At 28.5% G+C, this 22,176-nt stretch carries 36 protein-coding genes; all 36 read right to left on the reverse strand.

Annotated features, from left to right (window positions below):
• Positions 1-34: 34 nt before the first annotated feature.
• The 36 genes from CSGHG_RS12700 to CSGHG_RS23290 all read right to left on the reverse strand — a co-directional run bounded on the left by CSGHG_RS12700 (position 35) and on the right by CSGHG_RS23290 (position 22,054).
• Entirely contained in the window at positions 35-1,525 is a 1,491-nt protein-coding gene (locus CSGHG_RS12700; RefSeq protein WP_010295914.1) for a phage portal protein, read from the reverse strand.
• Positions 1,516-2,925 carry a DEAD/DEAH box helicase family protein gene (locus CSGHG_RS12705; protein ID WP_010295917.1) on the reverse strand — a complete coding sequence of 470 codons (1,410 nt, stop codon included), beginning with the start codon at positions 2,923-2,925 and terminating at the stop codon, positions 1,516-1,518. The genes CSGHG_RS12700 and CSGHG_RS12705 overlap by 10 nt, the downstream gene beginning before the upstream one ends.
• Positions 2,918-3,850, reverse strand: coding sequence for a terminase small subunit (locus CSGHG_RS12710; RefSeq protein WP_010295920.1), 933 nt, complete (start codon positions 3,848-3,850; stop codon positions 2,918-2,920). The genes CSGHG_RS12705 and CSGHG_RS12710 overlap by 8 nt, the downstream gene beginning before the upstream one ends.
• Positions 3,851-3,967: 117 nt before the next feature.
• Positions 3,968-4,495, reverse strand: coding sequence for a hypothetical protein (locus tag CSGHG_RS12715; RefSeq protein ID WP_010295922.1), 528 nt, complete (start codon positions 4,493-4,495; stop codon positions 3,968-3,970).
• A 13-nt stretch (positions 4,496-4,508) separates the two neighbouring features.
• A complete protein-coding gene (locus tag CSGHG_RS12720; protein ID WP_010295925.1) occupies positions 4,509-5,405 on the reverse strand; it encodes a DUF6731 family protein in 897 nt (298 codons plus the stop codon).
• A gap of 110 nt (positions 5,406-5,515) precedes the next feature.
• Positions 5,516-5,734, reverse strand: a complete 219-nt coding sequence (locus CSGHG_RS12725; RefSeq protein ID WP_010295927.1) for a hypothetical protein — start codon at positions 5,732-5,734, stop codon at positions 5,516-5,518.
• A 66-nt stretch (positions 5,735-5,800) separates the two neighbouring features.
• A complete protein-coding gene (locus tag CSGHG_RS12730; RefSeq protein ID WP_010295929.1) occupies positions 5,801-6,175 on the reverse strand; it encodes a hypothetical protein in 375 nt (124 codons plus the stop codon).
• Positions 6,176-6,424: 249 nt separating this feature from the next.
• Positions 6,425-6,874 (reverse strand): hypothetical protein, encoded by a 450-nt coding sequence (locus tag CSGHG_RS12735; RefSeq protein ID WP_010295932.1) that lies wholly within the window; start codon positions 6,872-6,874, stop codon positions 6,425-6,427.
• Between the two features lie 58 nt (positions 6,875-6,932).
• The gene (locus CSGHG_RS12740) at positions 6,933-7,451 is read right to left on the reverse strand and encodes a hypothetical protein (protein WP_010295935.1); all 519 of its coding nucleotides are present in this window, start codon (positions 7,449-7,451) and stop codon (positions 6,933-6,935) included.
• 111 nt (positions 7,452-7,562) lie between these two features.
• Entirely contained in the window at positions 7,563-7,826 is a 264-nt protein-coding gene (locus tag CSGHG_RS12745; RefSeq protein WP_010295937.1) for a sporulation transcriptional regulator SpoIIID, read from the reverse strand.
• An 18-nt stretch (positions 7,827-7,844) separates the two neighbouring features.
• Positions 7,845-8,120, reverse strand: coding sequence for a hypothetical protein (locus tag CSGHG_RS20775; protein ID WP_010295940.1), 276 nt, complete (start codon positions 8,118-8,120; stop codon positions 7,845-7,847).
• A gap of 62 nt (positions 8,121-8,182) precedes the next feature.
• On the reverse strand, positions 8,183-8,443 hold the full coding sequence (locus tag CSGHG_RS12755; protein WP_010295943.1) for a hypothetical protein: 261 nt from the start codon (positions 8,441-8,443) through the stop codon (positions 8,183-8,185).
• Positions 8,444-8,474: 31 nt separating this feature from the next.
• Positions 8,475-8,648: a hypothetical protein gene (locus tag CSGHG_RS23280; protein WP_155844762.1), complete on the reverse strand. Its 174-nt coding sequence runs from the start codon at positions 8,646-8,648 to the stop codon at positions 8,475-8,477.
• 47 nt (positions 8,649-8,695) lie between these two features.
• On the reverse strand, positions 8,696-8,941 hold the full coding sequence (locus CSGHG_RS12765) for a hypothetical protein (RefSeq protein ID WP_010295946.1): 246 nt from the start codon (positions 8,939-8,941) through the stop codon (positions 8,696-8,698).
• A gap of 12 nt (positions 8,942-8,953) precedes the next feature.
• Positions 8,954-9,289 carry a YopX family protein gene (locus tag CSGHG_RS12770; protein ID WP_010295949.1) on the reverse strand — a complete coding sequence of 112 codons (336 nt, stop codon included), beginning with the start codon at positions 9,287-9,289 and terminating at the stop codon, positions 8,954-8,956.
• On the reverse strand, positions 9,286-9,528 hold the full coding sequence (locus CSGHG_RS20780; RefSeq protein WP_010295951.1) for a hypothetical protein: 243 nt from the start codon (positions 9,526-9,528) through the stop codon (positions 9,286-9,288). The genes CSGHG_RS12770 and CSGHG_RS20780 overlap by 4 nt, the downstream gene beginning before the upstream one ends.
• A 32-nt stretch (positions 9,529-9,560) precedes the next feature.
• Entirely contained in the window at positions 9,561-9,917 is a 357-nt protein-coding gene (locus CSGHG_RS12780) for a hypothetical protein (protein ID WP_010295954.1), read from the reverse strand.
• A gap of 166 nt (positions 9,918-10,083) precedes the next feature.
• Positions 10,084-11,079: a site-specific tyrosine recombinase/integron integrase gene (gene xerA / locus CSGHG_RS12785; RefSeq protein ID WP_010295957.1), complete on the reverse strand. Its 996-nt coding sequence runs from the start codon at positions 11,077-11,079 to the stop codon at positions 10,084-10,086.
• 134 nt (positions 11,080-11,213) lie between these two features.
• The gene (locus tag CSGHG_RS12790) at positions 11,214-11,558 is read right to left on the reverse strand and encodes a hypothetical protein (protein ID WP_010295959.1); all 345 of its coding nucleotides are present in this window, start codon (positions 11,556-11,558) and stop codon (positions 11,214-11,216) included.
• Complete coding sequence (locus CSGHG_RS12795; protein ID WP_010295961.1) at positions 11,533-11,964, reverse strand: hypothetical protein; 432 nt, start codon at positions 11,962-11,964, stop codon at positions 11,533-11,535. Before CSGHG_RS12795 ends, CSGHG_RS12790 begins: the two co-directional genes overlap by 26 nt.
• A gap of 104 nt (positions 11,965-12,068) precedes the next feature.
• Positions 12,069-13,043: a hypothetical protein gene (locus tag CSGHG_RS12800; RefSeq protein WP_010295963.1), complete on the reverse strand. Its 975-nt coding sequence runs from the start codon at positions 13,041-13,043 to the stop codon at positions 12,069-12,071.
• Positions 13,024-13,446: a RusA family crossover junction endodeoxyribonuclease gene (locus tag CSGHG_RS12805; RefSeq protein ID WP_010295965.1), complete on the reverse strand. Its 423-nt coding sequence runs from the start codon at positions 13,444-13,446 to the stop codon at positions 13,024-13,026. Before CSGHG_RS12805 ends, CSGHG_RS12800 begins: the two co-directional genes overlap by 20 nt.
• Positions 13,440-13,589, reverse strand: coding sequence for a hypothetical protein (locus tag CSGHG_RS23730; RefSeq protein ID WP_010295967.1), 150 nt, complete (start codon positions 13,587-13,589; stop codon positions 13,440-13,442). Before CSGHG_RS23730 ends, CSGHG_RS12805 begins: the two co-directional genes overlap by 7 nt.
• A gap of 4 nt (positions 13,590-13,593) precedes the next feature.
• Positions 13,594-14,331 carry an ORF6C domain-containing protein gene (locus CSGHG_RS12815; RefSeq protein WP_010295969.1) on the reverse strand — a complete coding sequence of 246 codons (738 nt, stop codon included), beginning with the start codon at positions 14,329-14,331 and terminating at the stop codon, positions 13,594-13,596.
• A 77-nt stretch (positions 14,332-14,408) separates the two neighbouring features.
• On the reverse strand, positions 14,409-14,570 hold the full coding sequence (locus CSGHG_RS23285) for a hypothetical protein (protein ID WP_155844763.1): 162 nt from the start codon (positions 14,568-14,570) through the stop codon (positions 14,409-14,411).
• Positions 14,571-14,583: 13 nt separating this feature from the next.
• Complete coding sequence (locus tag CSGHG_RS12825; RefSeq protein WP_010295971.1) at positions 14,584-14,979, reverse strand: single-stranded DNA-binding protein; 396 nt, start codon at positions 14,977-14,979, stop codon at positions 14,584-14,586.
• Positions 14,979-15,314 (reverse strand): hypothetical protein, encoded by a 336-nt coding sequence (locus CSGHG_RS12830; protein WP_010295973.1) that lies wholly within the window; start codon positions 15,312-15,314, stop codon positions 14,979-14,981. The genes CSGHG_RS12825 and CSGHG_RS12830 overlap by 1 nt, the downstream gene beginning before the upstream one ends.
• Complete coding sequence (locus tag CSGHG_RS12835) at positions 15,314-15,823, reverse strand: sigma-70 family RNA polymerase sigma factor (RefSeq protein WP_081496318.1); 510 nt, start codon at positions 15,821-15,823, stop codon at positions 15,314-15,316. The genes CSGHG_RS12830 and CSGHG_RS12835 overlap by 1 nt, the downstream gene beginning before the upstream one ends.
• A gap of 6 nt (positions 15,824-15,829) precedes the next feature.
• Entirely contained in the window at positions 15,830-16,669 is an 840-nt protein-coding gene (locus CSGHG_RS12840; protein WP_042316506.1) for an ATP-binding protein, read from the reverse strand.
• Positions 16,620-17,468, reverse strand: coding sequence for a phage replisome organizer N-terminal domain-containing protein (locus CSGHG_RS12845; protein ID WP_010295981.1), 849 nt, complete (start codon positions 17,466-17,468; stop codon positions 16,620-16,622). Before CSGHG_RS12845 ends, CSGHG_RS12840 begins: the two co-directional genes overlap by 50 nt.
• A 140-nt stretch (positions 17,469-17,608) precedes the next feature.
• Entirely contained in the window at positions 17,609-18,496 is an 888-nt protein-coding gene (locus CSGHG_RS12850; RefSeq protein ID WP_010295984.1) for a recombinase RecT, read from the reverse strand.
• 15 nt (positions 18,497-18,511) lie between these two features.
• Positions 18,512-19,564, reverse strand: coding sequence for a YqaJ viral recombinase family nuclease (locus CSGHG_RS12855; protein ID WP_010295987.1), 1,053 nt, complete (start codon positions 19,562-19,564; stop codon positions 18,512-18,514).
• Positions 19,565-19,870 carry a VVA0879 family protein gene (locus CSGHG_RS12860; protein ID WP_010295989.1) on the reverse strand — a complete coding sequence of 102 codons (306 nt, stop codon included), beginning with the start codon at positions 19,868-19,870 and terminating at the stop codon, positions 19,565-19,567. It lies immediately after the preceding gene.
• Between the two features lie 11 nt (positions 19,871-19,881).
• Positions 19,882-20,145: a hypothetical protein gene (locus CSGHG_RS12865; protein WP_052314810.1), complete on the reverse strand. Its 264-nt coding sequence runs from the start codon at positions 20,143-20,145 to the stop codon at positions 19,882-19,884.
• Positions 20,146-20,200: 55 nt separating this feature from the next.
• On the reverse strand, positions 20,201-21,895 hold the full coding sequence (locus tag CSGHG_RS12870; protein ID WP_010295996.1) for an AAA family ATPase: 1,695 nt from the start codon (positions 21,893-21,895) through the stop codon (positions 20,201-20,203).
• Positions 21,896-21,907: 12 nt separating this feature from the next.
• A complete protein-coding gene (locus CSGHG_RS23290) occupies positions 21,908-22,054 on the reverse strand; it encodes a hypothetical protein (protein WP_155844764.1) in 147 nt (48 codons plus the stop codon).
• Positions 22,055-22,176: the final 122 nt, after the last annotated feature.

A 22,176-nucleotide genomic window follows, 5' to 3' on the forward strand; every position in this document is an offset into this window, starting at 1 on the left:
GAGAAATACTATTTGTTTTAAATCTCTAAATACGTCACTTAACATTCTTATTTAATTCCTCATCAATTTCTTCTTTCTCTTCTTCTAATCCTGATGCATCATCAAGCCTATACCTTAACATTTTTGTTTTAATTATTTTTTCTCTTTCACCAACTATCTCAGGATCATCACTAATATATTCATTCATTGTATCTACATATTGGGCAAAGAAGTTTACTGCTGACTCTTCACTTATAAAACCACCTGTTAATGCTTTGTCTAATGCATTGCTTATCTTTTCTAATGTTTCTGATAGTTCTTTACTATCTTTAGGATTGACTTCATCCCAACCTAATGTAGAACTATAAGATGTAAAATTTATACCAGTTGATTGCGAAGACATTACTAATATCATTCTTGCTAATGTTTGCCATTGTTCTGTAAATTGCTCTCGCTTACGTCTTATTTTATTTACCATAATAGGCATTTGTTCTTTTACACTAGCTAATGCGCTAGGTGTATGAACTCCAAATATAAACTCAGGAGTTTCTGATACATCAACTATACAATAAAATAAAAGTTTTAATAATATCTGTGCATCTCCTGTTGCACTATTAACTTCTATAAAAGAGGCATCTTCTCCATCAGCTAAAAATAATATTTCATGACCATCAAGATTTATTTTTCCACCATCTTTAGCAAATTTAACAGGATCCTCTACTCCAAAATTATTTCTTAAGAATCCCGTGACATCTTTTAACTTCATCTTCAACTTAGGTGTACTATGCATTTTACTTCCTTTTAAAGCATGCATCATAACATCATGGTAAGCCTTAATTAATGGTTCTATTGGTTCTATATCGCTTTGCCCATATTTCATAGTTTCGTCTGGCTCATTTTTAAAATGAATTATAGGTATAAATCTCCAAGTATTAGGTATTTCTCCTGGTTCTATGCCTTCTGGAATGTCCCCTTCAATTTCTATAATCCTACTTTCAGCAGTTATACTTTGTTTAATCTTAGCTTTCTTTTTGTTTCCTTCTAAATCCATCCACCCTTGTTCACTTTTTAAAATATATGCTATAGGCTCTTTAGTTGTTGGATTTAATATAATATCATTTATCTCTTCTGGAGGAATTATATTATAGATTAATCTTATTGGTTTATCTGGGTATAAAGGATTTTCTCTTTCTTCTCTTGTAATCCATACATAACAATCTCCTAACTTTAAAGCATCATTATGTGTTCTTAACAGTTTTGAAGTATTGTCCAATATAAAATCATCTAATATAGGTTGTGCATTTTCATCCTCTGTTGTAAAATTAGGAACTCCCATGAACCCTACAGTAGAATTTATAATAGGTTTTACAAATGCTGCTCCTAGCTTATATTCATCTTTTTTATTATTATAAAGTTTTCTTGCTACTTCATAATTAACTTTACTTGAGTTTAAAGAGTACATTCCTCCATAGGTTCCTCCTTCTACTCTCATCATTTCCCCAGTAGGTTTATTAAGTAATTTATTTAAAAATTGCTTTATCCCCATATTCTTCCTCCTTTCAATAAAGATAATTCTGTATTTCTATTTTCAGCAAATGAATATATAACTGCATCTGCTCTATCTGGTGATTCTCCTATTCTTTTTTTCATTTCTTTCTTGCTTTCAATTTGTATTCTGCCTTTTGAATCTATGCTATATTTTCTATTTGATAATTGTTTTATTAATTTATCATCATTAGGAAGTTGTATCGTTGGTTCTCTTCCTTGTAGATAATTACTTAAGTTTTCATCTAATTCTTGTCTTACTACATCCCACATTTCTGACGCTTTATTATAGTAATTACTTTTTTCTATAGCATCAGAACCATTTTGAATAGGTATTATTTCATATTTTAAATTTTCTTGGTATACTACTTCTTTTAATCTATCAGTAACTCCCGCTCCTAATCCATCATCATCTGTTTTTATTTTAACTTTATTTATTTGTCCATATATATTTTTAAATTTATCTACTGCTCTTAATATGCAACCTGCTGTTTCCATTGTACTTTGTTTTGAATAAGTTAATAAATCAAATACTTTTCCCCCTATTCTTGGCGCTATTATTGTTTCATCAGCACCATATCTAGCAATATCGGCACCTATATTTAATATATAATCATTATTTATATTTACTTCTTTCATAGTTGCCATTTCAACTGCTTCTAATGATATTAATGAATCACTTTCACCCTTAGGGAATTCACCTAATACTCTTACTCGCCATGGATCAGAACCTTCATGGTACTTTCTTTTAAGCATTTCTATATTTTCTTTTGATGTTCTAGGACTTTCCATAGACGATACTTTGAATGTTTTATATAAGTCTCTATCTCTATTATGGCTATCATAGAAAGTTCCTGATGTTCTTGTTGGATTTCCACATAAAAGAAGTTTGTTTTCTGCACCTGATAAAGTTCCTAATATAGCTTCCATTATAGGGTCTGCTACACCTGAAGCCTCATCTACAACAAATAACATATAATCTTCATGAAACCCTTGCATATTTTCCGGTCTAGTTGCCGTCTTAGCAGTTGCCCACCAACGTTCACTATACCCTTTCATATATATTTTCGTTTTGGTCCACTCTAACATTTGTTCAACTTTAGAACCTACTAACCATTTTGCTACTTCTGCCCATAAAACATCATATAATTGTTGCCTTGTTGGTGCCGTAGCTACTACTTTAGGAAATGGTCTTGTAAGCAGATACCAAACTATAACTATACTTTCTAGTCCTGTTTTTCCTACTCCTTGTCCTGAACGAACACTAACTTTTGGGTAATTTGCTATAGACATAAGTACATCTGATTGCCATTTATCGGCTTTAAAACCTAACATATCTTCTGCAAACCATACTGGATTATCCCAATAATTATCAATCAATGTTATTAAAGCCTTATTCATTTTTACTACCTCTTTTAGTTGCTATAGCTTCAATAGCTTTAACCCAATCCTCTGCATTATTATTTTTATTATCACCTTTTATATTTTTTATTTCTAATTCAATCTTAGAATTTTGAAGCTTCTTATTCTCAATATTAAGCTTTATCTTTTCTTCATCTGATAGTAAGTTACAATGCTTAGTTAAAAAATCTAAAGCTTTCATTTTATCAGCAAGTTTAATTTTTATTCCATCTTTTCCTTGACTTACTTCGGTAATTAGTGTTCCATCTACTCTGATACTTTCATTTGGCTTTACATAACTATATTTTCTCGTCCTTATATTACCATCTTCATCATACTGTATATTTCCATTTTCATCTCTTATTGCAAATTCCTCTTGTCCAAATGTTACATAATCAGTTATATCTGCAAATGCTATATCAATATACTTCTGTATTACACTTCTACTTAGAAATTCTTTATTGCACTTAGCACCTATTAACTTATCTATTTGCTCCTTTATCTTATCATTTCCTAGCAGTCTAGAACCATTTACCATTGCCGATTCATAAGTACATGTATAAGCTTTTAAATAAGCTTTAGTTGCATTCATACACTTAACATATAAAACACAAAAGAGCCTTTGCTTATCAGTAAGTTCAGTATTCTCTAATACCTCTTTTACTTCTTCTGCAATTGGCTCTTTTTTTACCTTATTTGTTTTATTAACTTTTCTTTTGGAACGTTCCGTATTCTTTACTACTTTCTTTTCATTTTGGAACGTTCCATTTAATTTATCGTTCCATTTATCTTTATTTTTCCACCCTCTAATTGTTCCAGGTGAAATCTTTAATATCTCTGCTATTTTAACTAAATCAATTTGACCATTATTTTCTTTATATATTTCAAATGCTTTATCCCTATCTGGACTTCTTGTTCTTGCCATACCACCACCTCATTGTTAGCTATTTTATTTTTTTACATATTTAAAAGAGTCCTTATAAGAAGATACTGAAAAAATCCTTTTTACAAGGTTGTATTGATACCTTTTCAGTCACGTCCCTTATGGACTCTTTTTGCTAATTATATTATTACTAAATGGTTTATTTGGATCTATTTCTTCAACTCCATTATTGTTAAATATATCTTCTTCATATTGTATTACAAGAAATATTTTCATCAAAAATGAAGCTACTCTAATTAAGCATAATAAAAAACTTAAAAAAATCATAACAAATCCAGCAAATTCTACTTTTGACACAATACAATTATTATCAACTGAATACCCTAAATATAAACTATATATTATAACTAAAGTTCCAATCATTATTGATGCCATAAAGTACTCTACAATTAAATCTAAAAACTTTTTTTTATTTAGGAATTTCATTATAGGTTTTTGTGTTAATCCCACCAAAACCGTAATTGCTGTTATAACAAATCCTATATAAGTTGATGAGAAAGTTATTGATGAATTTAAAATAAATTCTAATCTTATCACTTTATAAACCTCAGTTTTTGTTAACAAAATAATTATACCTATGACTACAGAAATGCCATATGGATAAATTCTTTCTAAAAACCTCCCCATCAAATCACCTCACTTATTTAAATTCACCATTTTCTAATCTTGTTAAGTACTTTGCCCTTAATCTTGGATACACTCTCTCATGTGTAAGAGGCATACCTCTATCAACATCAAAAATGTCTAAATCCTTTAATCTATCATCAAACAAATCTATCTTTTCAACTTTAGTATCATCTACATCCCTTACATTTGCTTTTAATTTTGTGGTCGCAACATTTTTATATAATTGATTAATTGTTTCTTCTGATAATCCTGGTGCTAAACTTCTATCTCTCTTAGCATTCCCTACAGATATTTCTATTTTAACATTGGTACCACCAAATTTTAATAAATTATTTAATGTCTTTCCTAGTCCAGATTCTGTATCAATTCCATCCAAATCCTTCATTGCTAATCCTATTTCCATTTTCCTAAAAATCTTATTCTTATTTATTTTTTCTATGCCTTTTTTATTTTCAATTATTGGTTTTAACTTTATTTTAGGATTTTTATTTATACAATTGTTTAAATATTCTTCCACACCTGAAGGTGGGATAGCATTAAAATTTCTTTGTATACATAATACATAATTAATTTTATCATATAACATAGAGACTGATTCGCCTATATATTCTCCATCATCCAATTTAAATATTTCATACGATCCATCGTCTTTTGCTAATCCAGGTGGTGCTATTTCTCTTAATCTTAACAACTGAACTTCCCATATAGAACTATTTTCATCAAAAACAACGCTCTGAATTCTAGCTTTCTCTCCTCTATAAGGGTATGTAGTATCTTTTGAATTTATTCTGCTTGCTTTATCAAATATTGCATTCAAATTAAACTTTTTTTCTTTAATCTTTCCTGAATTTCCTTCTTCAACTTCACACCAAATTTCAAAATAATCAAATTGTACTGTTTTTTTGCTCATAATGATCCTCCTAAAGCATGTTAATATAAATACTTCTACATTTTAGGAGTTTTTCCTTCTTTTATTTACATTTTTATACTTATAAACTGATGGATTATATTTCATTTTCATTATCTTTGCCTAATTGCACCTTTTTCTCTTTTATACCTTCTAGCACTCATACATTCTTTTAGGCTATCCGCTTTATTTTGTTTTACAACTTTTTGACTAGAACAGTAAGGACACACTAAATATCTACTGTTCTTTATTTGCTCTTGTTCCTGTTCCGATAATAAAACGAATTCGTATTTACAGGTTTTACACCTGTAAGAACTATAAATCTCTAGCATATTCTCACCTTCTTTTTGCAAAATAAAAAGAACCCTATTTCTAGAGTTCTAAAATACTGTAGAAAATTATTTTTTAATTTTTTCTTTAAATACAATCGTTATTCTCATAATTAGTTCTTCTGATAAATTACCTTCTAATGTCAAACAAGTATCACTTACATAATACCTAGTTATATCAAAATTATAAATCATAGTTTTATTAAGTGTTTCTTTCCCTAATGAATCACATCCACTTACTTTTATCATTCCATCTAATATGCTAATTATAAAATATTCGTAATGTGTCTGAAGAATTGGTATATTCGATGATTTGTTTAATAAATTAATTTCTCCTCTACAAGTATAAGATGATACTTTCTTTATCGCCTTTTCCAATTCAACTAAATGTTTAACTCTATTGCTTTTTATTATATTTAAATCTTCAAGAAATGTTTCCTGCAAAATATCCCCTCCCTAAATTTTATATTTCTATAATAAATATAAAAAATCCTTCTTAACCCATCTCGGATAACTCTTTATATAAAGGAAAGCACCTAGCTTTTTCTGCTAAGTGCTCTAAGGGGATGTAACCCTTAAAACTTTATAATACTATTGTACTATATATTTTTTATGTTTTTGTTCCATATTCGTTCCGTTTTCGTTTCATTATTTTATACAATACATTTCGTTTCATTATTTTATACAATACATTTAGTTAATATTTTCAAGTACTTTTAAGTTTATTTTTTCTATCTCCTCTTGTGTAATTTCTTCTTCTAATTCTTTTAATGCCTTTAATGCATACTTATACGTTCTTTCTTTTCTTTCATCATTTATAACAATTATACACAATCCAACCATAGTTAAGATGCAAACAAATACTGTAATCCTAAACATTAAGATATTATTTAGCATTTTCATATTATTCAAAGTAGCTCCTATAGCAAATGTTCCAATTGGAAGTACATATTGTAACTTTGAACTTTTTATACAATCTAGTTCTAACTCTAATCTCTCTTTTTCTTTATTTATACTTTCTAAATTATTTTTTAATTTATATCTATACTCATTTTTTATATGATAAATAACCTTATGATATACTTTATATTTAACTTTTAAATCTTTTTTAAAAATTTTCATTAATTTTTCATTTTCCTTCACATTATCACCTCTTTAAACTTGTCCATTAATATATTATATTACATTTTACTACAATCAGCTATTTTATTATATTAATCCATATCCCTATGTTTTTTATTAACTCTTCTCTTTTTCTATGAGCTGTTGCCTTTGCCATATTTAAAACTTGTCCTATTTCTTCAAAAGACTTTTTATCACCATACTTAAGTTCTATAAACCTTTTATTTTCTTCTGATAGCATTTCTATATTATTTTTTATATTACTATTTTTTCTTTCAAGTTCTCTTATTTTAATTCTTTTCTTTAAAAGTTTCTTTCTAACATAAATCCACTCTTTTTCTAATTTATCTATTTCATTAATTAATGCTCTTTCTGCATAACTTGTACAATTACTTGAGGTTTGTACTCTTTCCTCATATGTTATACTTTTAGATTCTTCTTCTATAAATACATTAGTTTCTTGTATATCTTTTCTTATTCTTTCTTTCTGTTGTTCTAAATCTATACATTCTAATTCTAAACATTTTATCTTTTGTTGGTCCTCATAAAATCTATATAATCTACCTTCTGTCTTTTGAAAGATTTTATCATTATTCATACTCTACCTCCTTATTTACACATTATTTTTATATATCCTATTATCAGTTGACTATCAATTGATAATATATTGATACACTTATATTGATAGCCAACCATATTGTTAAATAATTTAACTTGCTCCCAAGCTCTTATATTTTAATTTTGTAGACATTCCACCTCGTAACGAGCATTGTTCCTTATTGTAGTCTAATACCTTTTGTACTTGTTCTTTTAACATAGGATTGATAATATTAATTCTATTTGTAACATCCTTATGAATAGTACTTTTACTTACACCAAATATTGTTGCAGTTTCTCTTATAGTTGATTTGTTATCTATAATATACTTAGATGCTTTAACTGCTCTTTCCTCAACATCTTTATAATATATCATTTTTGTATTCATCCCCTTTTATCTTTTATCTCTTGGTCTGTTTCTTATCTTTTCTAAATGTTTAGGATATTGCTCCATAATTGTATTTACATCTATTCCTACCTTTTGCAATACTCCAATCCTAGCTTGTACAGTATCCCAAAATTCCTCTATAAGATGATTTTGAGTTATATAGTTCTTATGATATCCATACTCTAACAATGCCATATTAAACTCATTATCTTCCTCTTCAATTTTTGTTATTTGCTCTGATATAGATATATTGTCTAAATTTATATTTTTAAGCTCTATCATATTATTCCCTTTCTTTACTTTATTGTTGAAATTCTAAATATTCCTGAGTTTGTTTTCAAACTTTAATCAACCTCTTTCATTTCATTAGTTTTCATTTTAATTAGCTTTATTCCAGATGTAACTAATGTTAAAATCAATTGTCTTTCTTCTGGATTAGATGTTTCTTTAGCAATTTTAATTAAGTCTTTAATACATAAATTAAACATATCCATTAAAAATACATTAAAATTTTCATGTGGAAAATTATTGATTTGTTGTTCTTTTCTTATCTGTTCTTTTTTTCTTCTTTGTTTTTGCTGTTCTCTTTGATATCTATTAGTCATTAATTATCTTCACCTTCTTCTAAATATTCTCTTATAGGTTCAATCCTTTAATAAAATTTTTTAATTGACGTAGTCCATATTTCTTATACCACTCTATTGATTCATTTAAATATCCTAAAGGTATTTGTTTTACTAACATTTTTACATTTCGATAACTAATTTCAGTTTCAACACTAAGCTTAAATGCAAATTCATATATATCCATTTCACTGCTCCTATTTAATTTACAATATATTTGAATTGCGAAGTTATTTATTCGCCAAAACTCCCTCTTATAGAACAACTTAGTATAGAAAGAACAAATAAAAATTTTTCTCTATCCGTTAATCCTTTTAAAACACCTTCTTTTTCTAATGCTTCTATATTTCCATTTATCCAATCTTCCATAGTCATATTAGTACCTTCTACTTGGCAAATGTAATTAAACATTCTTTCTACATTGCCTATAAAATCTCTCATTTCCGTGCTAAAAAGATAATTTTTTATTCTATTATTCATTTACTTTCCTCCTTAAATTTTCACCTTTTTATCATAATCCGTAAATTCATCTAAATCATATTCATGGCATCCGTTTATATATAAACTCCAACAACACTTTTTATCATTCCATGTAACACACATTGGATTAATAAATTCATCATATTCAAGCTCAACTCCTAAATAGTCACTTTCATATATCTCCCTATTGTTTCTATCTTTACGGCCAGTAGGTCTTAATATTTCTGCTTCTCCCAATATACAACCTATAAAACTTTCATATGTCATATATGGTTTAAATTCTTTAAGTTCAAATTTACCTTCTTCAATTTCATTAACTACTCTTAGAGTTAATTCCTTAGCTTTCACATTCTCACTCCTAACCTTTTACATATTATTAAAATTTCATCTTTTGTCATTTGAGAATTTTCTTTTGCATAATAAATTTCTTTATTTTTAGTTATTGGAAATTCTCTATAGTAGCATTTACCTTTATTTTGAATAGAAATATATTTACATATCGCTTTCCAATATTTAAAATCCTTTTCATCACAATCTGCTCTAAAATTATTTTTACCACTTCTAGATTCAACTCTATATCTTTTCACTTCTATCCTCCTTTATTTCATAATCATTAAAACTACCATTCAGTACTTGCTATGCAATATGGTTCTCTAAAATCTGCATTTTTTAAAATTGCTTCTCTAAGACTTATATACTTATATACTGCTCCATCCATTTTTATTAAATTTCCAAACATTAATTTATGTTCATCATCAATTCTAATTACTTTATCAGTATCTTTAAGTTTTTCAATATCTTTTTCATCTTCTGTCGGACACCATACACCATGTTTATCTAAATTACATATAACAATATCTTCTATATCATTTTCTGCAATATTTTCCTTATACCATTTATTAGTTTCTTCTATACTCCATTTAGTTGCATACCATTCATAATCATTCATTTTTAATACTTTTATTTCATTCCTCATTGAGTCCACTCCTTATTTATCTTTTATATTTAAATCACTCAAAACTTTGTCTCTTGTATAATCAAAAGTTTCTTCTTCTGGAACTTTAAAAATTTGTATTTATAATATAATTGTTTAATTTGTTTTATATACTTACTAATTTAAATCACCTTCTTAAGGAATCTATTTAAGATACCCTTCTATATTCATACTTGATGTTTTCTTCCATAAGCTCTGCATATATCTGAGTAGTTGCAGGACTTTCATGCCCCATGATATGCTGTAACGTTGGTAATGGCATTCCATTGTTTAATTTTTTAGTAGCAAAGGTATGTCTAAGCAAATGAGGATATATAGATTTTTCTATTCCTGCTCTCTTTGCTATTTTTTTAACTTCTTTTTGAATACTTCTCGGTCCTAGTCTTTTATGATTCCCTTTAGCAGCTACAAACAAAGCTTCATTATTATCTGTTCTTATTCTCAAATATTTTTCTAATGCTATTTTGGTTTTTGCATCAAAGTAAACAACTCTTTGTTTATCCCCCTTGCCTATAACTTTCAAACTTTTTTCTGCCCAATCAATATCAGAAATATTTATATTTATAACTTCAGTTAATCTGCAACCAGTACTACTAAAAAATTCTATAAGTGCTGTTTCCCTTTCATTTTCACATGCATTTTTCAATACTATTAATTCTTCCTCTGATAATGCATTTCTAAGTCGCTTAGGCTGCTTAGTTTGCTTTAGTTTTTTAGCTGGATTTTTAGGTATATATTCTTCATCTTGTAACCATCCGAAAAATGATTTTAGTATAGAAATTTCTGTATTAATACTACTTGGCTTCATACTTTTACATCTTTGTGCTAGGTACATTCTCAAATCTATTGTAGTTATAGTTGCAACTGTTTTATGCATATAACTTGCAAATATATTTAAGTTATATTTATATCCCTTTAATGTTTTATTGCTCAATCCATCAAGCTTCTTACTTGCTATATAAATTGCTATTTTTTCTTCTATATCACTTATAACTAATGCAGTTTCTTTTGGTTTTATATCATAGTTATACAGTACCTCTTCCACAATGGTCCTTACTTTTAGTTGGTCTTTATGTTCCTTAAGTTCTAATGACAATTTGCCAACTAGTTTTATTACTGCTTCTTCTATACAATTCGAACACATGCCAATCCCTCCTATATCATTTGCTTTTTACATGATAGCTGTTATACTATAGATACCATTTTCTTAAGAGAGCTATTTAAGAACCCAATCAACATAGCTCTCTTTTATTTTTATTTGTTTTCTATGCTAAATCCTTAACTATTTTTATATTCCGCTCTCAACCATGTAAGCATTGACCTTAATGTTTCTATTTCTAACCTTAGGTTATTTAATGCATCTAAGCATACAAAATAACTACTTTCTGCAATATCTCTTTGTAATCTTAACTGTGCAACTTCTTCATCACCTCTAGAAACTTCCATAATAAGAGTTGCAGGATATTTATCTGCCTTAAGTTGTAGTATTTTTTTATTTAAAGCAACCTTGTAATCTCTTTCTGCTTTAGCTTTATTTATACCTAATGTTTTTAATTGAATGTTTCCATTTTGTAGTGCTAACATTGAATTTTCTAGCTTATTTATTATCTGTTGTGGTGTCATATTTTTCTCCTTTTCCATTTTCCTTTTTTTCCAACCAAGCAAATGTTTCTATTCCTGGATCATCTTCTTTTGATTTTCTATTTATGCACTTATTCAACGCTTTATCATAGTTATAGTTAATAATTTTTTCTAAGAAACTACTTATTTTCTCAGCCTCTTCTATTTTGTATTCCTTATCAATTTCTTTAAGTCTGCTATCAAATACACATTTTTCATAAACTTTTAGAGAATTGATTATTATCTTTATTTGCCTATGTGTAAGCTTTAAGCTTTCAAATTCCTTATAACTTACAATTTTCATTTCTACTTTATCGCCTTCTGGTACATCTTTAAAATTTTTCTCTAATAAATCAAATAAATTTATCTGATTCCCAAACTCTATAAATTCATTTTTTATTATCTTCATAGTCCTCACCTAACTTTTTTTGAAATAACACGCTTGTACCAATTTCACATAACTTGTCTACAAGCATGTTATTTTTTTAATTGTTTCTAATGTATGAAGTTTAATTACTTAAGCATTGCAAATACTTCTTTAAACTCATTAACTCTTGCATCTATTTTTGCCACTTCATCTAATCTATACTCTTCTAATTCTTCTAACTTACAAAAGCTTAAATCTTGTTTTTCTGATGTGATGACATTTCCCTCAACCTCATATAATCCAAACTCGCCTTCAACTACCATTTTCTTTACTTTTAGCTTGCTCATTTTCAACTTTTCCTCCGTACTATCTTTTTCCACTTTTAGCTTGTCTAAATTCTCATTTTGTAAGTCTTGTACACTTTCTTTTTTATCTAAGTTTTGTTTATTGTCTGATACAAATTCTTCTTGTACCTCTTTATTTTCCGAACATTCTGTCTTTTCTCCGTTAGTTGCTGCCTCTTCATTTGGGAATATATATTCAATTGCTCTATCTACATCCTTATTTTCTTTCTTCCATTCTTCTTTAGTCTGTTTAAATGCATTTGCTAATGATGCTTTACTTAAACTTGCAAATTCTATTACTAGACTCTCAAGAGATTGCTTTTGATTTTTTCCTTCTTCTAATAATTGAATTATTCTTGTTTTAACTTGTTTTTCTAAACCTTTCATTTTTTCATTAGCCATAAAATCATTTCCTCCATTCATAAATTCGCAATATTTATTATTATCCTCATTTATAAGCTTAGCTAATTGCTTCTGATACTCCTTAATCTCATCTAATGTTATATTTGGATTTAAAATTACATACTGAGCTGTAATACATTTATCCATTACATCCGCAAATCTATCCATTTTCTGATTAGCTTTTTCATTTGTAACTATATTTAAAACTTTTAATTGTGTTGGTGTCATAGTTTTTAATGCTTTCTGCATATCATTAATTTCTCGTTCTAAGCTTCTTCTTTTGTTTCTTGGAAGTCCTTCTAATGCACTCTCTTTGAAATTGTTAATATCTTCATCTGTAATTTTTTGTTTTGCTTTAGTACTTAGTGGTATCACTAATTTCACCCCCTATTTCTTCGAGTCCAAATTCAACTCTTTCTGTATCAAATGTCCAAAGCTTATTTATTATAAGATTTACAACTTGACTATCATCATCAAAGGCTATTTTATTTAGACTATCTAAAATAATCTTTGCTACATTATCTGCATCAGGCTTTTTACATGGATATTCTAAACCTTCCTTAATAGCCTGTATTCTCTTTTTTGTGTAACTCTTAGGTACTTTATAATAAATATTTATTTCTGCTTTTATAGGACCTTCTAAATATTCTGCTTTCTGTTCTTGATAACATACCTTTACCCAGTTTTCATAAGTTACTGTATCTTTTGGTGTTATTGCATGACCATTAAAAACTCTTGGTCTAGCCTTACCTTTAATCTTTCCCTCTACTACTACCATCTAGTACCTCCGTATCTAACATTCCAACCTCTTTTTTTATTAATTGAATACTCTTTTTTATAAGCATAAAAATCATCATCTTTTTTCTTTTTCCTCTTAGCTATATCTTTAATTGTCATATCAGCTAATTCTTTCGCATTCATAACTCTACACCCCTATTGATATCTGAGAATTTACTATCTCTATTTGCTCCTTAAGTACAAATGGTATTTCATATTTTTTAACTATCTCTATTGCTATATCAAGTTGACTTCTTCTAATTGCCTTATAACTATTTACATCAAATTGTCTTTTTATTTCTCTTTGTATATCTCCAAATACTTTAGCTCTTAATGATTTATCATGATATGCCTCATTATCAAATCCACCCAGACATTTAACAGCCTTCTTTTTAACTTCTTTCTGAAGTTCCTCACAATCTATATTGAATAATGGCATATTATCTTTTAACTCTCTTACTTCATTTTTTACTACTGAAATTTCCTCACCCTGCTCTTCTAGTGCTTTATATTGCAATCTTAATTGTTCCATTGCTGATAATTGCTTAACTTCTCTTACTTTGAAATAAGTATCTTCTAAAACCTCATATACTTCCCAAGCTTCATCTGTTTCTAAAATTTTTGCATGTCTTGCAGCACCTCTTTCAGTCCATAAAATCAACTTTGGTGCAAACTTTAAAGGTTGACCGATATTATCGGGTAAGCTATTTTTAAAAATTTTAAGTTCCTTACCCTCCAATTTTATAAAATGTTTTCCTTCTTTGAACCTTTCTCTATTATTACAAAAGTTATCATTGATATTTTTCTCTGTTGCTCCATATTGTTCTCCTAAAATTCTAGTTGTCATTATCCTTTGATTTTTATATTCCATAGGTACTAAACTCATTTTTGCACTGCCTCCTTTGTTTGAATTATTTTATTTATATATATTAATATTAGAATTAATTGTTTAGTAGATTTACGTTATATAAACATCTTTATAAATTGTTTTCTATTAACTCCTAATATCCTACATGACTCGTCTAAAGCTTTTGATATGCATGCTATATATTCTTTACCTGTATTTTCCGATTCTCTTAAAGCTATACTTATTGCTAAATCAATCACTTGTTTTCTTATTTTCACCTAATCACCACCTTTAGAACGGTATATCGTCATTCGCTGGTGTTAAATCTGCTATAGGTTCCTCTATTCCTCTACCTTGACTATTTACTTGCTTGTCCCACTCGAGAAACTGTACTTCATCTGCTACAACTTCAGTAACATATCTTCTTGTACCATCTTTAGCTTCATAAGAACGAGTCTCTATTCTTCCTGCTATGCCTATCTGCAATCCCTTTTTCATATAATTTGCAGTACTTTCTGCTTGTTTACCCCATACAACAACTGGTATGAAGTCTGCATCTAACTGGCCTTCTCTTTTAAACCTTTTATTAACAGCTACTGTAAAAGTAGTTACAGCTGTTCCTGCACCTGGAGTAAACTTTAACTCTGGGTCTTTAGTTAATCGTCCTATTAAGACCACCTTATTCACTATTTTTCCTCCTCTTCAATTACCTTAATAGATCTCGGTGTGAATAATATTTCCATTTTCGCTTTACCTATGTTTTTATTTACATTTTCAAATTGCTCTCTGATGTTATCATCTAGACAATTTGTTTTAGATATAAGTTTTTCGATTTCAGTGTCTTTATAACCAAAACTTTCAACTGTATCTTGAAGTTGTATTGTTCTAACATTTAAATCCACTGTATTTTCTTTAACTCTTTGTATATCATCTCTAGTTATCTCTAACCTTTTACTTATAATTCTACCTTCCACAACTATTACTCCTAGAATAATGCAATTTAAAATTGTTAATGTTATCATTATAAATCCACCTTTCCATTAGACATTAGTTGCATATTTAATTTAACTAATATCTTATTTTTTATTCTACTTACCTGTGGTTGTGTAATACCTAATTGTTTACCAACCTCATATTGAGTTCTTTCTTTATAAAACAATCCATATATAATTTTCTTTTCCTTTAAATCTAATTTATTAACTAATCTATTTAGTTCTTCTTTTTTAATTATTTCTTTTATAGTCTCTTCTACATTTTCATTCCCTTTAATTAAATCTATTAGCTCCAAGTTACGATCATTATTGCTTTCAATATTAACTGGTTGATTTAAGCTAATATTTTTATTATGTTTTTTCGCTTGTCTATGATAATAATTTAAATCATTTGTTATAACTACACCTAAATAAGTGCTAAACTCAATATTTTTAGATATATCATATTTTTTATATGCTTTAACTGTTGCTGCCACTTCAATATATCTCCCCAAATAAGTTTTCTTTTGACTTCTAATCCATATTCCCATCTTTTCCATTCCCCTTTACTTTAATAATTTTTTTAGTACTTCTGTTTTTTCCTTAGCCTTGTCAATTCTTATGCTACCCATAGAATTTTGTATAAGTGTACACATCTCTAGCAATCTATTATAAGTTCTTTCTTTACCTTCTTCACAATCTTTATCGTATCGTCTCTTTAGATTTTCCATAGATAAATTAGTTGTTATTATTAGTGGTTTTCCTTTTCTATACCTGCTATCAATCATTTGATACATAATAGCTCTAGACCAAGAAGTATCATTTTCTGTTCCTAAATCATCAATAATAACTAATTCTGCATTATCTAAACAATTTAAAATTTGTTCTGTTCCAGAGTCTCCCCACTTGCTAAAATTTCTCTTTATTCTATCAATTAGCCCTATAGAACTTACACACACAACCGGAATTAATCTATTTAATAACTCATTAGCTATACATCCACTTAAAAATGTTTTACCATTTCCCGGTTCTCCATGTATTAGTAACCCTAAGTTGTCTTTTTTCATATTTTTGAAATTATTTACATATACCATTCCTACTTTAAACATTTGTTCATTACCAATACTATGATTCCAATTTTTAAAAGTAAGTTCTTTAAACTCTTTAGTCATTAAGCTATTGTTAAAAACTTGTTGTAATCTAGTTTGTTTATCTATTACCTCTGATCTAATTCTGTCATTTTCTGATTGTTCTCTTTTGCACTTGCACATAATGGGAACTATATGAACTTTACCTAATAAAACTATTTCTTTTCCTTGAGGTTCGCCACAATTATCACAAATTCTTATATTAATATTAGAACTTAAGTCCAATTCCTTGTTTTTCAAGCTCGTTACTAGCTCCATTACTTTCAACTTCCTCCTTTTTATTTTTACTTTCATCCCACTTACCTTTGTTTTTCCAATTTTCTAGGATTGTTTTTACAAAACTATAATTATGAACACCTTTAGTATCTGAAACCTCTATAGCCTCTAAAACCCATTCAAGTCCATAAATTTCTACATCTGCTGCAAGTTTAGCTACAATATTTGGTGATGATATTCCAAAACCACATTTTTCTAGCTTTATAGCTATATCTGAAAAATTATTATAATTATGATGATGATTTTTATTTATATCTTTATCTTCATCTATATCTATATCTATATCTTCTTTCTTATTCTTTATCTTCTTCTCTATCTTCTTCTGTTCAGTGACTGTCACGTTACTGTCACGTGACACTTCTTCCTCATCTATTGGACAACTATCTGTTAACTGTTTCTTTTTAGCTCTTTGCTTCTGTTTTCTTAACCTATTTTGCTCTCGTACTTTGTCCATCCCTTCTACATTTTGATGTTTTTCCCAATTTACTATTTGAATTAACTTGTCCTCTTGAACTTGTATCATTCCAAAGTTGGACAAGGTTTGTAGTGCAAGCCTTACACTATTTAATGGACGATTAAAAATTGTAGCTAACATCTCATCTGTATACGGTACATTCTCATTTAGAAATATATAGCCATGAGCATTAGTTTTACCTGCTTGAACTAAAAGCCTTATCCAAATATAATGTATCGTGTCCCTTTCAGGCATTGCATCTATAAGCTTTATTTTTTCATCATCAAACATATTTGTAGTTATTTTAATCCACTTAATTTCTGCCATATTGCCCTCCTTTGTATAAAACTTCTACAACTAGGCAATACTATTTTTGCCCAAGTTGTGCTATAATTTTGTTAGTTAGGTAGCTTTGCAGAGCCACCTAACTTAAAGTTTTTTGTGTTGGTCCTTAAACATAAGGACCATTACTTTTGTTCAAATGGTGAACCTTCAAACATATCCTCAGTCTTTTCTTTATTATCCTGTTTTTCATATTCCTGATAATTAACATCTACTACTGGTTCTTGTTCTACGTCTACATAATTAAAATTACTTACTTTTTCTTCCTTAGCTTCTGCTTTGTAATCTAAATCTAATGCTTTAGCCATTTCTACGCTCTTAGGTGCATATTTTAATACATCTATTAAAACTGTTTTCTTAGCCATGCTATCAAAATTTTTAAACCATACTGAACTCTTATTTACTTGACCTTTATACATATAGTTTTTAGAAAAATCTTTAGCATGTTGTTCTACTCTTTCTTTGCTCCATACTACAAAGTCCACGCCACCATTTTTAAGTTTATAAACTGCATAATAATGAGTAACTTTTTCTGATGGAACATCTGCAGGTTTATGAATTAAATTTTTATGAAGTCCATATTCATAATTAAATTCATCACCCTCTCTTACTTCATGTGCATATATAGCCTCATAATCTCCTGTATTGAAAGCCATCTTTAAAATACCTTTATATCCAACCTGAAAATTAACTTCTGTTATATTCTGTTTATTGTTTTTGTAAGGTATTACATACGCTTCTCCAAGCACTGTGTTAGGTTCTAATCCACATTGAGCACTTTGCATTAGTGCACTTAAAAAGCTTGTAGTATCAGCCTCCCAAAATTGAGGATTTCCATTGAATAAACTTAATGCTATTCTTGAAAATCTTTCTGGTGTCATTGTTTTACCTACTGCCTTTTTAATCTCTGGTAACATTTTTTCTAATGCACTTTGCATCTTTCTTTGTGGTGTTATTTGAACATTTGGTGTTGCTTGTTTATTTGCAACTAATCCTCCATTGATATTTGCCATTATTATAATTCCTCCTTATTTACACTTAGTAATTTTCATGTTTACATATTCTGTTTGACCATTTAATACTGCTGCATAAGTTACTGGATATTTTTCTTTAAGAGTTTTGGTATCTAATTTATCTCTTTTAACTTCATATCTACTAACTTTATAAAACCCATCTGAACCTTTTTTACTGTCTCCTAACTCCAAATATATAAGTTGTTTTAATTGCTCTTTTTCTTTTTCTAAAACTTTTATTTGTTCACCAATCTTGCTATATTTCTCTAACTTATTTTCAGTTACAGTTATTTCTATATCATTATCTAAGGCTTGCTTCTGTAATATCTCTTTAGTTTCACACTCAAGACCTACTGGCATTGGTGGTACCTTAGTTAAGATATTATTTTTCCAAAAGTTTCCTCCTATTTCAAATAAAGCTTTTATATCATCATCGTTTCTAGGTACTACTTTCCATTTAACTTCTTTTCCTAACAGATAAATTATTAAGAAATAGTTTAGTCCTGTGATTCCCATATACCATTGAACTTGACAGTAATACTCGTCTGGAATTTCTTCTCCTATCCACATCTTTTTTAAAAACTCACTTGCTGTTTTGATTTCAATTCCTATTAATTCTCCTGATGGAATTTCTTTTATTTCTCCAGTATCTCTGTTTTCCCAGTATCTATACTTACTTTCTAATTTGGCCAATCCATCAATATTTGCACTAAAGTATTCATGCTCTTTATGAATCATCATGTATGGATACTCATATGTTTTTAACTTAATATCTGTTTCTTTCTCAAAATCTTCTTGTACCCACTCTCTTATTAACGGCTCCATTCTGTTACCAAATTTAGTGTGTATATTGCCCTTAAATTTTTCTGAAAGTCCTAATTTTTCATTGAACACTGTTAATGCACTTCCGTATTTACTAAAACCTGATATTTTTGCTATTTCTGAACCACCTATACTATTACATCTCTGACTTAACCATTGTGTTCTAGCTTCATCATCTTCTCTAGCATCAAAAATCACTCTAACAGTATTTTTAAAAAGTTCCTTATCTTCTATAAATTCAACCATTTATACATCCTCCTTATCTGCAAAATCAAATACTTCAATTTCTTTTCCTTCTGGTGTAACTACTACTCTTCCTTTTCCTAAATTACCAAACAAACCATAGGCCGCCCAATCACAACCATAACCTTTTTTATATCTTCCAATGCATTCTTGATAAGGTGAACTACTACCATCTGCTCCTGCTTCTGTAAATTCTTTAACTGTATTAATTCTTCCACAATGAGGACACTTGAAAACCCAATTATTAGCATCCTTTCCAAATCGTTTTGTTGCTTCTTCTCTCCATTCTTTTAATGTTTGTTTTATCATTTTTAATCCTCCTAATATGATATCTCTCCACAAAGTCTGCAGTACTCATAATATGGTTCTTTTACACTTTCGCCTGAAATGTAATGCCATTCAGTATCTATAAACTTTTTTGGGTGATTACATCGTTTCTGAAATTCCTTATATCTCTTTTCATGTTGTTCTACCTTGTATTTACATTTAGGACAAATTAGATATTCATAAGCAAATACTATGCCTTCATCTTCAGTAACTATTCTTTTTTTGTAATAAACACTACCTTTTGAAAATGAAGTCATACAGTCAGAACAACACCTTTTCAACCTTCTTTTTGCTATTATTTTTTTCATGATACTAGCCTATTTTTTCAATTTCAAATTCATCACTTTCAGTGCTAGTTACAAAGTATTGAAAATCATCCTTTGACATTTCTTCTATAAGTTTTTCTCTTGCAGTTGGGTTTAAACTCTCAAATCTGTCAATACAAATTACTTTTAACTCTCCTGCTTGTGCTCTTGCAATTCTCATAGCAAGTTCTAATTTTTCACCATCTGAAAGTCCATCAATTAAAGTATTATTTATTCTTATAAGCCCATCTGAATCTACACTTATACCATCTATAGGCATTTTCGCAGTTTTTAAAAGTTCCTCTGGAAGCACTCTAGCCTTATCAATTTTTATAGTTAATAACTGTGATATTTCTCTTTTTTCATTTAGTTTTCCATCACGAATTGAAATCATCATATCCCACTGTCTTAAATAACTTTGCATTTCTGCTACTTCATCTGCTTTAACTTGTAATGGTTTTATATCTACTGGCTCATTATTTTTTAAATAATCTACGGCTTTTCCTACTCTAATTTCTTCTTTTTCTATTTCAGAATTAATTTTTTCATCTACTGCTATCATTTCTTGATGTTCTAAAGTATCTAGTGATAAAATCTCTTGTTCCTTAGCTGCTATTTTATTTTCATTTATTGCTATTAAATCTTTTGACTCTTCTTTAGTTAGCTCTAATTGCTTTTTAAGTTTTTCCTTATATTCATTAGACTTTTTATCTACTAAAGAAATCCTCTCACTATATTCAGTTTTAAGTTCTTGAATTTTAACTTGTAATTCTGATTCTAAATCTGATTTAGCTTTCTCATTGTCTAATTCAATGCTTTTTAATCCAGTTTTATAAGTTACATCTAATCCTTCAATTGTTGCTTTAGACTTATCTATTTTAGATTTAGAAAGTTCTATAATATCTTTAATATCTTGACTATGATCCTTAAACTTAAGCTGTATTTTTGACTTTTCATTTTCTCCATTAGCTTTTATTGCATTAATTTTCTCTTCAAAATTTTGCTGTAATACTTTAGCTTCTTCTATCCAATGATTAACCTTTTGCGCATCTGAAACTTTGTTATAGTACTCTTGGACTTTAAGATTTCTCCAAACTTCTCCATCATACTCTGCAGGTAATTCATCTAATATCACTTTTATTTGAGTTTTTAATTCCTTAATTTCTCTATTTACTTCTTCTCTTTGCTTAAAATATTGAGTTTCTATTGCTTTTAAAATTTGCAATATATGCTGTTCAAAGTCTATATTGCTTGGTATCTCTCCAAACCACTCTGCAATATTATCCATTGTCCAATCAATTTCTAACATTGATAAAATTGATTTTGTTTGTTCTTTTATGCTCATATTTACCCAATCAAGTGGCCTGAATATATCTCCATTTATGAGACTTCTTAAAAACTTTTCTGTAGATGGCACTGCTTCATCTTCTTTTCGTACTTTTAGATAATCTGACTTTTCTGTTCTAATTCTTCTATCTATAGACATTCCATTATCTAACTCTAAAAATAATGTCGCCTCTTCTTCTCCATGCCTTATAATTTCTGTCCTTCTATTTTTATTAGTAAAACTTTTCTCTACTGCTTCTATAATGCTACTTTTTCCACTTCCTTTAGGTCCTTTAATAAGATTAATTTTGCTACAGTCAATTCCAAATTCTTTAAGTCCTAAAAAATTTTCAACACTCAATTTTTTAATTTGCATTACATATACCTCCTAAATGTTTGTTAGTAAAATTATTATTGGTAAGAATATTACTAAGCTTATTGGTATTTGCTTTTCTTTTTTTATATCTCTAGCAATTACATACATTAGAGCTATAAGACTATATATTAATAAGATTTGCTTTCCCCAATTTAACACTTCTATTCCCCCCTATTTTTTACTTAGTCCTTTCCCACACAACTCCTTAGCCTTTGGTGGAGTTTGATTCTTTTACCAAAGCTCAACTTATAAAATATTTTTTTATTTTTAGTCAACTTCTC

The sequence above is a fragment of the Clostridium senegalense JC122 genome, assembly GCF_000285575.1.
GTDB lineage: Bacteria > Bacillota > Clostridia > Clostridiales > Clostridiaceae > Clostridium_J > Clostridium_J senegalense.